This is a genomic window from Ruoffia tabacinasalis, from assembly GCF_005864045.1.
GTDB classification, from domain to species: Bacteria; Bacillota; Bacilli; order Lactobacillales; family Aerococcaceae; genus Ruoffia; species Ruoffia tabacinasalis.
In genome coordinates, this window is the sequence record NZ_VBSP01000027.1 from 20432 (window position 1) to 32800 (window position 12369).

At 38.2% G+C, this 12369-nt stretch carries 10 protein-coding genes and 1 pseudogene; 2 read left to right on the forward strand and 9 right to left on the reverse strand.

The annotated features are described in order from the left end of the window. From FEZ33_RS07940 to FEZ33_RS07980, 9 genes and pseudogenes are all read right to left on the reverse strand, one after another. Positions 1 to 1434: pseudogene (locus FEZ33_RS07940) on the reverse strand (glycoside hydrolase family 1 protein). After that, a complete protein-coding gene (locus FEZ33_RS07945; protein ID WP_171031330.1) occupies positions 1434 to 1874 on the reverse strand; it encodes a DUF3284 domain-containing protein in 441 nt (146 codons plus the stop codon). Before FEZ33_RS07945 ends, FEZ33_RS07940 begins: the two are co-directional and overlap by 1 nt. A gap of 9 nt (positions 1875 to 1883) precedes the next feature. Next, on the reverse strand, positions 1884 to 2210 hold the full coding sequence (locus tag FEZ33_RS07950; RefSeq protein ID WP_138404874.1) for a PTS lactose/cellobiose transporter subunit IIA: 327 nt from the start codon (positions 2208 to 2210) through the stop codon (positions 1884 to 1886). 36 nt (positions 2211 to 2246) lie between these two features. Beyond that, positions 2247 to 2555 carry a PTS sugar transporter subunit IIB gene (locus FEZ33_RS07955; RefSeq protein ID WP_138404875.1) on the reverse strand — a complete coding sequence of 103 codons (309 nt, stop codon included), beginning with the start codon at positions 2553 to 2555 and terminating at the stop codon, positions 2247 to 2249. A 3-nt stretch (positions 2556 to 2558) separates the two neighbouring features. Beyond that, positions 2559 to 4580, reverse strand: coding sequence for a BglG family transcription antiterminator (locus tag FEZ33_RS07960; protein ID WP_138404876.1), 2022 nt, complete (start codon positions 4578 to 4580; stop codon positions 2559 to 2561). Between the two features lie 32 nt (positions 4581 to 4612). Beyond that, on the reverse strand, positions 4613 to 5989 hold the full coding sequence (locus FEZ33_RS07965) for a glycoside hydrolase family 1 protein (protein ID WP_138404877.1): 1377 nt from the start codon (positions 5987 to 5989) through the stop codon (positions 4613 to 4615). Between the two features lie 491 nt (positions 5990 to 6480). Continuing rightward, entirely contained in the window at positions 6481 to 8658 is a 2178-nt protein-coding gene (locus FEZ33_RS07970; RefSeq protein ID WP_138404878.1) for a PTS sugar transporter subunit IIABC, read from the reverse strand. Positions 8659 to 8896: 238 nt separating this feature from the next. After that, positions 8897 to 9961 carry an acyltransferase family protein gene (locus FEZ33_RS07975; RefSeq protein WP_138404879.1) on the reverse strand — a complete coding sequence of 355 codons (1065 nt, stop codon included), beginning with the start codon at positions 9959 to 9961 and terminating at the stop codon, positions 8897 to 8899. Between the two features lie 73 nt (positions 9962 to 10034). Beyond that, a complete protein-coding gene (locus FEZ33_RS07980) occupies positions 10035 to 10622 on the reverse strand; it encodes a YdcF family protein (protein WP_138404880.1) in 588 nt (195 codons plus the stop codon). 136 nt (positions 10623 to 10758) lie between these two features. Between FEZ33_RS07980 and FEZ33_RS07985 the strand changes: the two genes are divergently transcribed. Beyond that, positions 10759 to 11370, forward strand: a complete 612-nt coding sequence (locus FEZ33_RS07985; RefSeq protein ID WP_138404881.1) for a DUF2179 domain-containing protein — start codon at positions 10759 to 10761, stop codon at positions 11368 to 11370. After that, the gene (locus FEZ33_RS07990) at positions 11354 to 12259 is read left to right on the forward strand and encodes a fructosamine kinase family protein (protein ID WP_438943012.1); all 906 of its coding nucleotides are present in this window, start codon (positions 11354 to 11356) and stop codon (positions 12257 to 12259) included. Before FEZ33_RS07985 ends, FEZ33_RS07990 begins: the two co-directional genes overlap by 17 nt. Positions 12260 to 12369: the final 110 nt, after the last annotated feature.

Consider the following 12369-nt stretch of genomic DNA (forward strand, 5'->3'; position numbering starts at 1 on the left):
TTAATTTACCTCCTTGTTAAATTGTTCTATTAAATTTTTATACCAATAGTAACTATCTTTTTTATAACGTGTTAACTTCGCTGTCGCATCATCTTCTTCACGGTCAACGTACACAAAACCGTAACGCTTTTGATACCCATTCAGCCATGACAGTAAATCCGTGTAAGACCAAGTACAGTAACCAATCACATCTGAACCTTCTTGGATAGCTTCTCCAATCGCATCCACATGGTCACTAATGTATTTGATACGGTAGTCATCATGAATTTCTTTGCCTTCTGTTAACTTGTCATACTCGCCCAGACCATTTTCCGTAATCATAATTGGAATGTCATAACGATTGGTAATGCGTTTAATACCTAGTTTCAATCCTTACGGATCAATTTCCCAATCCCAATTTGTTCGTTCGACGAATGGGTTTTGCACGCGTTTGAAAAGTCCTGGCATACCTGATTCTTCCGAAGATCCCTTTTCGCCGGTTGTATTCATCTTCCCAACTGATACTCCATCCACTGGATTATAAGCAACTGTATTCGTTTGATAATAATTTATTCCTAAAAAGTCAGGTCGGGCATCGGCAAGGATTTCATCATCACCTTCTTGGATATCAATATGAATATCCATACCCTCAAGCGCTTTCAATACTGTCTTAGGATATTTTCCATTAATGTACATATCCATCCACCATGAGCTGTTAAAGGCTTCATAGTTTTCAGTGGCGATTACATTCTCTGGCTTCGAATTAATGGAATAGGCTGGATTGTAAGCAAAACTTGGTCCGATTTGCCCAGGAACTTCCATTTCACGAAACTTTTTAATTGTTAATGCATTCGCTAAGTTCGCGATATGGTTGGCATTGTACATTCGTTGGTAACTATGCACTTTCGGTGGGTGGAGTTCTTGAACATATCCTAAAGTCATAAAGATATTTTGCTCATTTAATGTCACCCAATACTTAACGCGGTCGCCGAAAGCTTCAAAGAGAACGGCGGAATAATTAACAAAGTCATCCACAATTTGGCGTGATTCCCATCCACCATACTCTTCTTGTAACACTTGCGGTAAATCCCAATGATAAATCGTCACTACCGGCTCAATATCATGGGCAAGCAGTTCATCAATTAGGTCTGAATAGAACTGGATACCCGCTTGGTTTACTTCCCCGCGGCCTTGAGGTAAGATTCGCGTCCAAGCAATAGAGAATCGGTAAGCTTTTAAGCCTTGTTCTGCCATTAAAGCAACATCTTCTTTGTAACGGTGATAATGATCGACAGCTAAGTTACCATTCGTTCCTTTAAAAGTTGTTCCTGGAATGCGAACATAGCGGTCCCAAATTGATTCACTTTTACCATCTTTATCCCAAGCACCTTCTACTTGGTAAGCTGCCGAAGCAGATCCCCATAGAAAGCCTTTTGGAAAGTTTTTTACTGTCATTAGCTTCCCTTCCTTACTTTAGAATGTCTTATTAAATTATCGACTTGTGCTTCCATCCGTTTTTGAAATTTCTTCTTAAATAATGGATACAATAGTTTGTTATTCCATTTAGTGAAAAAATCCGTATTCACGTATTCTTCTCGGTAAGTCACCTCTATTTCATTGTCATCTTTTGGTTCAACTAAGTATTCAATAATATTATCTCCTCGATTCGAAGATAACTTCACTCGGTAATGAAGTGGAAAAGTCATCTCTTCCACTTCAATAAGCACTTTTTGTTTATTGTCTTTGCCAAAATGTTTTGTGTACTTGAGTCCTGGTTGAATATCTAACACATTTATGGCTTTTTTAGTATTACTTTGATAATCTGCTTTGAAAGAATTTCTTAGAAGATGAAAGAAATCTTCCGAATGTGCATCATATACTTTTGTAATTTCCAATCCTTTCACCTACTTTTCTAAGGCAGCGAATTTTTTATGAATATCAATCACTTCTTTGGCTAAATCAATAAAGGTAATCGCGTTCATCAAATGATCTTGTCCGTGGATTAATAATAAAGACACTTCCATCGATTCGCCTTGAGCTTCATTGGTTAATAAACTTGTTTGAGATTGATGCGCTGTGACTAAAGATTCACTCGCTTCAGCAATCTTCGCTTCAGCAGTTTCAAAATCATATTCTTTAGCTGCTTCAATGGCTTCAATCGCTTTTCCTTTAGCATCTCCGCCGTACATAATTAAGCCCATAATAGCTTCTAAATTTACTGGTTCACTCATTTGTCTGTACTCCTATCTGTCCATTCCGTTTCTTTTTTAGTCAAGCAGGGAAAGTGCTAAAGCTAGAACTTTCTCTCCATCCATTCTTCCATAATCTGCCATTGGAATATCTGTTACTTGAATCTCTGGTTCATAAGCGGCTTTGAATTTTTTAACGACGAATTTTACTTGCGGTCCAACTAAGATGGCTTCGATGTTATTCTTTTTAATATTTTCATCCACTTCTGATAATGACACTGCCCAAATTTTCGCGTCCACACCTTGGGCTTCAGCGGCTTTTTGCATTTTTGTTACTAACATACTTGTTGACATACCTGCGTTACAAACTAACATAATCTCTTTCATATTCTATTTCTCCTTTTGCTTTGTATGATTTTTTATAAATTTTTCTTTAAAACGTTCAAAACTGGGCTCTTCCAATAACTCAGCCTGATCGGCTTCATTGTCGATTAAATCAACGAAGTAATCTGTCACTTGACTTAAGCCTTTATTCATCACTTTTGACGGTGACATTAATATAATAAACTTGACTGCTTGGTGATCCTCGTCCCAATACATCCCCTCTGGTACAATGGCTATCGCCATCTCGCTATGCACTGTTAAGGCAATCGACGGATGTGGAAAGGCGATTGTATCTGAGAAAGCGAGGGAACCAAAACGTTCTCTCAGTTCAATATGTTTAATAAATTCATTCACTTGCGACGGTGTTTGACAACCCGTTAAGCTGCTCACTAATTCTTTCAAAAGTGTGTCGCGCGTCTGCGGCCCTGATGTGACTAAATATCTATCTTCACTAAAGTAAGTGTCAAATAATCGCAGGGCATGGTTTTCAGCCAGTAATTTCGGTGTTACGAAACTGTCTGTTGAACTCCGGTCTTTAATATAAGCATCAATTTGAGCAATGTCTGATTCGGTTAAAAAGACACTGACACGAACGACTGGAATTGAGAAGAAAGATACTGAAATATCAATCGTTGAGACGATTAAATTCACATCTTCCAATTGACTCTCATTCAGTTGGTAGTAACTAATAACATCTACAATTTGGATGCTCTGACCAAACTCATTCTCTAATCGGTTGCGAAGCATTTGCGCACTTCCCATTCCGGTAGAACAAATCACGATCACTTTCAAACGTTGACTTTGACGGAACCGCTCAACTGACGCCAGCATATGTAAGGTAATATAAGCCCATTCATGATTATCAATCTCAAAGTCTTTTAATAGAGGCATTTGAGAAAAGTACCGTTTCGTTTCATTGAATACGGGGGCATACTTTTCATATACTTCCTCGTATAGGGGATTCTTTAATGGAATGTCCATCTTCAACCGAGTCAGTAACGGTTCAAAATGCGCCTCCAATCCCATCATAAGCATGGGATCCATACTAAATTGCATCTCACTACTTTCCTCAATCAGTGATAAAACTTCAATAATCTGGTTTTGTAACTCCGTCTTACTTGCTTCCGGATCATCGGCTTTATCATGTTTAGATTTAGACTTCAGATGGAGGGCAATGTAGTTGGCTTCATCATCTGGAAACGTCACATCCGCTAATGTTTCCACTCGCTTTACGATGCGGTCCGCAATTTCAATCTCATAACTAATATCCTGACTTTGCTTACTTCGAAAGGAATCAATCGTCTTACCTACCTTAATTCGTACAATGGCTAAAGCAAGGTGTAAGACAAGATTCTGTAATACATAATCAGATAATTGAATTGCGCCATTGCGACATTCTTCTAAAACTATAATAAATAATGACTCAATCGATAAATCTAAGCCTTCAAAATGGTCATGATTAAAGTCCATAAAGTAATCGATTTGCTTTGAATCAAAAAAGTAATTCAAGATAAAGCGTCTTTTCTCAATTTCAGGTCCTTCAACAGATACCCCTTCATTCACATTGTTACGTAAAGTCAAATCATAATGACTGAAGAAGTTGCGTATGTTTTGCAGAGCGTGCATAATCGTTGATGTACTAACAAATAACTCAATCGCGTATTCATCTACCGTTAACAACTGATCTTCTAAGAAAATCTTGTTTAAAATGAATCGTTCTCGGTCTTTCGCTTCCGTCATAGACAGAACATCAGAAGGGTTGCGTCGGTTAGAACTCAACTCTTCTAACATCCGGTTAAACTTCACGCTGTCAGTGACTTTTAATTTGAAGCCATAGCCTTTTTTCGTTTCGATTTTCCCACCGTGTTCTGGTAGAAATTGTTTAATATTCTTAATATATTTACGTACGGTTCGGTCTGAAACACTAATGTGTTCACCAATCAACGTACTTGATAGATAGTCGTCTGATTTTTTATATAAAAACTGTATTATCTGAGCGTCTTTACTATTTATGGGTAAATTACTCATCTTTTATTCTCACCTTCTAAAGGTATACTGGCTTAAAAGCCGTTATTCTCGCTCAATTCTTTAAACCAGTAACCTGACTTTTTCATTGTTTTCTCTTGTGTTTCTAAATCTAATTCGACTAAACCATAACGGTTTTTGTAAGCATTTAACCATGACCAGCAGTCAATAAATGTCCATAACATATAACCATGGCAGTTTGCGCCGTCTTGAATGGCTCGGTGTAATTCTTTTAAATGATCTTGGATAAATTCAATGCGGTAGTCATCTTGAATCATACCGTCTACTTTAAATTTCTCTTCGCCTTCAACCCCCATACCATTCTCAGTCAAGATCCATTCGATGTTATCGTAATTTTCTTTAATATCCATCGCGATATCATAAATACCTTGTTCGTAAATCTCCCAACCGCGGTGTGGATTAATTTTTCTACCTGGCATAATGTAGTTGTCGAAGTAATTCTCTAAACCTAATGCGACATCAATGTCACCTGTATGTGACGGTGCTTGTACACGTAATGGTTGATAGTAATTTACACCTAAGAAATCGACCGTGTTGTTTTTGATAATGTCTAATTCTTCGTCGGTATACTCTGGTAAAGCATTTGCGTCTTTAACAATTTGTACTAATTCCTCTGGATACTCACCTTTCACTGATGGATCTAAGAAGCTTTTCGCTTGGAATAATTCCGCAATGCGCGCTGCTTTCTTATCTTCACGGCTATCACTTTTCGGATACGCTGGCGTTAAATTCAGGATGACACTGATTCGGTGATCTGGATTCAATCGGTGACACGCTTCAACTGCCATTGAACTCGCAAGTTGTGTATTGTACCCGACTTGAATCGCTGCTTTAAAGTCATGTTTGGCTGGATAATGAAAGTCACCTAAGTAACCTGCTTCAACTGGTACGATGGGCTCATTGAATGTAAACCAAGTGTCCACCAAATCGCCAAACAGTTCAAAACATGTCGCTGCAAAATCACGGAATGCGTAGACGGTTTCTTTATTTTCCCAGCCACCTTTTTCTTGTAAGGCATAAGGTAAATCAAAGTGGTATAAATTCATCATCAACTTGATGCCCTTAGCATTAATGCGTTCGAATACATCACGGTAAAACTCAACTGCTTGTTGGTTCACTTCCCCAACACCTTCAGGAATTAATCGTGACCATTGGATTGATGTTCTAAAGGTTGTATGTCCCGTTTGTTCAAGAAAATCAATATCCTCTTTATAGTTCTTATAAAATGTTGATGTGCGACCCGGTCCTACCCCATTATGGAATTTCTCTGGTGCCACTTGGAACCAATAGTCCCAATTACTCATTCCTTTACCGTCTCCAGATTCCACACCTTCACTTTGTGGACCTGATGTAGATGTCCCCCACAAGAATCCATCTGGAAATTTATACATCTATATCTGCCTCCTTGAAATTTATAACGACCTTATGCTTTCTTCCTTAAGTAATTTAAATACTGGAAATATGTCAGCTATAACTTATAAATCTATTCTATTTCTCTCGAAGCACAATGTAAATGTTTTCATGGTTAAACATTTTCCTTTATGAAGCGGAAGGGGAAGCTATAACCCTTGATTGGTGTGCTTTCTTCAGTAGAAGCGGAAGAATATGATTGAGTTGTTCCTGTTAATTGGCTTAGCTGGAACAATTCATTTAGATTCCTCCAGTTAATCACCGCAGCTGGAACAATTCATTTAGATTCCTCCAGTTAATCACCGCAGCTGAAACAATTCATTTAAATTCCTCCAGTTAATCACCGCAGCTGAAACAATTCATTTAAATTCCTCCAGTTAAACGCTATCATCTTTAAGAAGGCAAAGAAACCGCTAGTACCTTTTCCGATACTAGCGGTTTCTTTGTAAACATTAGTTATTAATTCCAATCATTAATCAATCTGAATAAGCTCGTCACCTGCGTTAACTGTTTCTAACTCAGAAGCAGAGACATTGTTATAGTTTGCTGTGTTTGTTACAACAACAGGTGTAATTGTTGAATAACCAGCTTCTTTAATAACATCCATATCAAATTCAACCAGTTTTTGTCCAACTGTAACTTGATCGTCTGCTTTTACTAATGCGTTGAAGCCTTTACCATCTAATTTAACAGTATCAAGACCGATATGAATTAGAATTTCAGCTCCACCTTCTGTTTGTAAACCAACAGCGTGTCCTGTAGGGAATACTGTAACAACAGTACCATTAACTGGTGAAACAACTTCACCAATAGTTGGCTCAATTGCTACCCCTTTACCTAATGCTTCACTCGCGAAAGCTGCATCTGGAACATCTGTTAAAGCAACAACACGTCCTGTTAATGGACTTGCGATTCCTTCAGCAGTTTGTTTAGTTTCTTCTTTAGCAGGTGTTGCTTTTGGTTCTTCGGCTACAACTTCTTCAGCTACAGGAGCTTCAGTTACTGTAATTTCGCCTTTATTAACACGTTCGATATATTCTTCTAAGTCAGTCGCAATTCCACCAACTTGAGTACCATAGATAACTTGTACAGATTTACCACTTACAGTAACTCCAGCAGCTCCTGTACGACGTAATTGTGCTTGATTCACTTGCTCGCCATCTTCAACTGTTACACGTAGACGTGTTGCACAGTTAGTAAAGCTTGCTAAGTTGTCTTGTCCACCAAGACCTTCTAAAATTTGTTGTGAGCGTAACTCCTCTTCAGTTAATTCACCTGTTGATGAAGTTGTTGTTGTTTTAGCAGCTTGACCAATACCATGCTCTTCACGGTACTCATCTTTACCACGTAAACGTGTTTCTTCTTCATCATCTTCACGACCTGGTGTTTTTAAGTCGAATTTCGTAATCGCCCAACGGAATAGTCCGTAGTATACTAATCCCCAAATAAGTGAATAGATACCTAAGATAATCCAGTTTGTTCGTTCATTACCCGGTAACATACCATATAGGAAGAAGTCTAAGAAACCAGCTGAGAATGTAAACCCAACCCCGATACTTAATAATTCAACCACTACTACTGATAAACCAGCTAATACCGCGTTAACACCAAAGTAAAGTACTGGTGAAGCGAATAAAATTGAGAATTCAATTGGCTCAGTAATACCTGTAACAAATGATGTTAATGAACTTGATACTAAAAGTCCTTTAACGTCAGATTTACGTTCAGGTTTTGCTGTATGATACATTGCTAATGCTGCAGCTGGGAAACCAACTAACATCATTGGGAATGCGAATGAGAAGTATTTAGCCGCTTCTGGACTAATAACGTCACCATTTTGTAATTGAGCGAAGACAATGTTTTGCGCTCCGTTAACTACTTCACCAGCAACCTCCATAGATCCACCCATAGCCGTTTGCCAGAATGGTAAGTAGAACACGTGATGTAAACCGAATGGAATTAGTGCACGGTATACGTAACCGTAGAAGAACCCACCAATTGGACCTGATCCTGCGATTGTCTCACCTAACCAAGCGATTCCCCCACCGATGAATGGCCAAACGAAGGCTAAGATTGCACCAACGATTAAAGCAGCAACGGTTGAAATAATTGGAACAAAGTGAGTTCCCGCGAAGAATGATAACGCATCTGGGAATTTAACACGGTAGAATTTGTTGTGTAAGTAAGCAACAACTAAACCGATAATAATCCCACCGAATACTCCTGTATTCAATGTTTCTTCAAAACCTAAGACTGAACCAACTAAACCGTTGATCTCTTTTAATGACTCAATGTCACCAAAGTTTGCCAACGTACTAGTAATTGATTGATACATGACTAAGTAACCAATAACGGCTGAAAGTGCCGCAACCTCTTTACGGGCAGTAGCTAAACTACTCGACACCGCAATTGCGAATAACAATGCCAGATTTCCGAAAATAATGTCTCCAACATCAGTCAAGATACTTAGGATCCCGTTAAGAATTGTACCTTCGCCTAGAATATTTTCTAAGCCCCACTGTGCAATAAATGCGTCCCCAGTAATGGTTGCACCAATACCAAGAAACAGACCAGCTACCGGTAATAAAGCGATCGGTAACATGAAAGATCTACCTAATGTTTGCATTAGGTTAAAGAATTTTCCGTTCATAAAAAACGATTCCCCTTTCAAAATATATAAAAATATAGATAAAACCGTACCAATTATACCATTTTTAATATTATGTACAACTGTTAATGTAATGATATTTCATTGAAAATGCTACCTTTTTTGTAAATAAAATATGATTACGGAGAGGTCAGATGATTTTTACATACTTTTAGCGAATTCAATCTAAAATATGGAATTAACAGAAAAAATCATCAGATAACCCAAAAACACATCGGATTTATGAATTCGATGTGCTCTGAGTTAAATCTATTTTATTGTTTGGTTTGCTATTATCATTAAATTTGAAGCGCAGTTTCTTTAACCAATGTTGCATCGGTTCCAAATAAAATCGGTTGAGTGGTATATATACCAGAAGCGAAAATAAAGTAGCGAACAATGTAATCAACACAACGCGAATCGGAAGTGAGTGAATCTGAAGCTTGGGAAAGACGAACAGCGATAGGCCGTATACATTAATACCCAAAGCATGTAAAAGATAAATTTGGTCCGAGTAATCCCCTAATTTCGCAATCACTGTTTCTTCACCTTTGTATCGGTTAAAGAAAGTAATCACTAAGTAAATCACTGGAATAAATAAAAATTCAATATATTGTCCTTGGTAGAAAAAGCCAAAAGTAACAACATAGACAAACATCCAACCAATTAAGACACGCCAGTTATACTTCCAATAATCCCCTTGAACCCCTACATAATAGCCGATACTTGTATACATCAAGGCTTTTGGAAAGCCTCCGTAGCGTAATATATCAGTTAACAGCCCATTTTCCAGACAGTAAAGCGATACAAGATATAAGGCAAATACACTGACGATTAAGGTTTTTGGTGAGTTGATTATCTTATTTAAGCCATACAGGCACGAGATACCTAGAAAGCTCGCCCATAAGTACCATAGATGGTAAGATCCAATCGTTCCTTGCGCAAATTGTCGCCACGTTTTAGAACGGAAGATGATCATCACAGCGTCTATGACAGGTTCTTCATATAGCCAAGCTTCGAGGCCTGCCATGAGTAAAGACACCACGTAATAAAATAATGATATAGAAATAAATAAACGTAAAACACTGCCTGCGTACTTTAACATGTATGCATTTGTTCGGCTTGACAATATATAACCTGTAATTGCGAAGAACAAAGGAACAGCGTAGTTAAATATAGCACGAGGCCATTGTAGTTCAATCAAAGGTTCGTTATATGCCGAATCGATAAATGCAAATACATGAATGAGTACTACTCCAATAGCAGCAACAAACTTCACCTTTTCGATATTGTAATTTTTTGACATGTAATCCCCCTATTCAATTTTTTAGAAAATACATAATACCGCTTCTAGATTCCAAAGTCTAAAGAAATGACTATTAATCTAAATCCAAAAAGTGATATAAGCCAAATAGGTAACCATAATATTTGTAAATTTCACGACGCCCTGCACTGCGTAGACCAGGTGTATCAAGATAAGAAATGACTTCACCCTCGTTCGTATAGACGTAAGCTGAAATATAAGTTAGATCAAAGTCATAATGACGGTTTACTCGCTCATAAATCATGCGTGTCCGTCTCGTATGGTAATCAGATGTGACGACCAAAGCAGAGCTCCAACCATTTTCTTCCATTAAATTTAATGTATTTACTGCATTTGTGTAAGTACTTGTTGCTTCATTTTCAGCGATAATCTGATCTTCTCTCACACCTGCATTTTGATAGTGAGGTAAAAGATTTAAGTTCTCTCCATAAAGAGGTGAGACAATAATTCGGTCGGATAGTGAATAACCATCGTGTAATAGTCGGCCAGCTTGATCCTCACGCCCATCTCCACCTTCAGGTACGATGATAACATCGCTGAGTACGGGAGTCTCTCCAACATCTAAATTGAAGTAGAGCCATACAGCATGCCAAGACCAAAACAATACAATCAGGACTGCTAATTGCTTTAACCTTTTCTTCATAGTTTTACCTCTTTTCAAATGATAACTTATTTTATCATAACCTATAAATATAGCTACAAACAGCGAGTTAATTTACATAAAATTTAATTTACTGTAACATTTACTTTAGAGATTATTAAAAGGAGGCCTTTGATTTATGAACTGGCTTGTATTAGGACAAATTTTTGCCATCAACTTAGTATATATTATGCTAAACACGATTCGAACATTACTGACGATGCGAGGTTACCGGAACCTTGCTCCGATCTTAGCTATTATCGAAATAACGATTTACACACTCGGCTTGTCAATGGTGATGTCATACATTGAAGAAAACATCATGTACCTCATCTTTTACGCTTTAGGTTTTGGCGTTGGGATTTACTTAGGTATGTTAGTGGAGAACCGGATTGCTTTAGGTTATTCAGTGATGCAAGTATTCACAGAAGACGACAACCATGTGCTGGCAGATTCTTTAAGGGAACGTGGCTATGGGGTGACAATTCAACCTGGTTACGGACGGAATGGAAACCGGTTAGTCTTAACGATTCTCACGCCACGTTCTACTGAGAAAGCTTTGCGTAACACAATTAATGAACTAAACCCGAACGCATTTTTCATCTCATATGATGCAAAATACATTCACGGAGGCTTCTGGACGAAACATATTAGCCCACCACAAATCATTGAAGAAAACTTTGAACAAGACCAAAAAGAAGGCTTTGAAACGCCAGATGAGGTTATCACTAAAAATGAATATATTGAATAATCAAGAAGGAGGCGCTTATTCAATGAGTCATAACTGGAAAGATGTATTACCTATCGATTCAATTCAAGAAATCAACCCTGTATCAGGAGGCGATGTAAACCAAGCCTTTCGAGTGGAAACAAATTCTAAACCTTACTTCTTACTCGTCCAAGCGGGGCGCAGTGCAGACTTTTATACAGGTGAGATTACAGGCTTAGAAGAAATGGCTAAAGCTGGAATCACTGTACCGCAAGTGATTGATTCAGGTGAAAATCAAGGTGATGCTTATTTATTGCTTAGCTACCTCGAGGAAGGTCAAAATGGGAATCAACGTGAATTAGGAAGAATGGTTGCCCAATTGCATCAGTATCACTCTGATGACGGCTTATACGGCTTTGACGCTCCTTATGAAGGAGCTGACATTCAGTTCGATAATTCATGGACTGATTCTTGGCTTGAGCTTTTCGTCGAAAGACGGATGGACAAACTCCACAGGCTGCTTGTGGATAACAATAAATGGAATCAACGTCAAAGCGATACTTATCAACAAGTAAGACAAATTATGGTGGATGAGTTAACTCGACACAAAAGTGACCCGTCATTATTGCATGGTGACTTATGGGCAGGTAACTATATGTTCTTGTCTGACGGTAGTCCTGCTTTATTTGACCCCGCTTCTATGTACGGTGACCGCGAATTTGATTTGGGTGCGACTAAAGTATTTGGTGGCTTTAATTCTGACTTCTACGCTGCTTATGATGAAGCTTACCCACTTTCTGAAGGTTCAGAATTACGCATCGAGTTCTACCGCCTTTACTTATTAATGGTTCATCTACACAAATTTGGTGCAACCTATGAATCATCTGTTGATCAATCGATGAGCATCATATTGAATCGAGTAGGAGACTAGCCATTATTTGACTAGTCGACCTCTCACACCACCGTGCGTACGGTTCCGTACACGGCGGTTCAATACCTTGCGTAAGCAGACTCTACCAATTCGCTTAGTGGAACTAAGCC

Coding starts and splice junctions, on each gene's coding strand:
- FEZ33_RS07980 (WP_138404880.1), bottom strand. CDS start 10,622: ATGAAGAAAAGGTTAAAGCAATTAGCAGTCCTGATTGTATTGTTTTGG.
- FEZ33_RS07960 (WP_138404876.1), bottom strand. CDS start 4,580: ATGAGTAATTTACCCATAAATAGTAAAGACGCTCAGATAATACAGTTT.
- FEZ33_RS07970 (WP_138404878.1), bottom strand. CDS start 8,658: ATGAACGGAAAATTCTTTAACCTAATGCAAACATTAGGTAGATCTTTC.
- FEZ33_RS07990 (WP_438943012.1), top strand. CDS start 11,354: ATGAATATATTGAATAATCAAGAAGGAGGCGCTTATTCAATGAGTCAT.
- FEZ33_RS07965 (WP_138404877.1), bottom strand. CDS start 5,989: ATGTATAAATTTCCAGATGGATTCTTGTGGGGGACATCTACATCAGGT.
- FEZ33_RS07975 (WP_138404879.1), bottom strand. CDS start 9,961: ATGTCAAAAAATTACAATATCGAAAAGGTGAAGTTTGTTGCTGCTATT.
- FEZ33_RS07955 (WP_138404875.1), bottom strand. CDS start 2,555: ATGAAAGAGATTATGTTAGTTTGTAACGCAGGTATGTCAACAAGTATG.
- FEZ33_RS07985 (WP_138404881.1), top strand. CDS start 10,759: ATGAACTGGCTTGTATTAGGACAAATTTTTGCCATCAACTTAGTATAT.
- FEZ33_RS07950 (WP_138404874.1), bottom strand. CDS start 2,210: ATGAGTGAACCAGTAAATTTAGAAGCTATTATGGGCTTAATTATGTAC.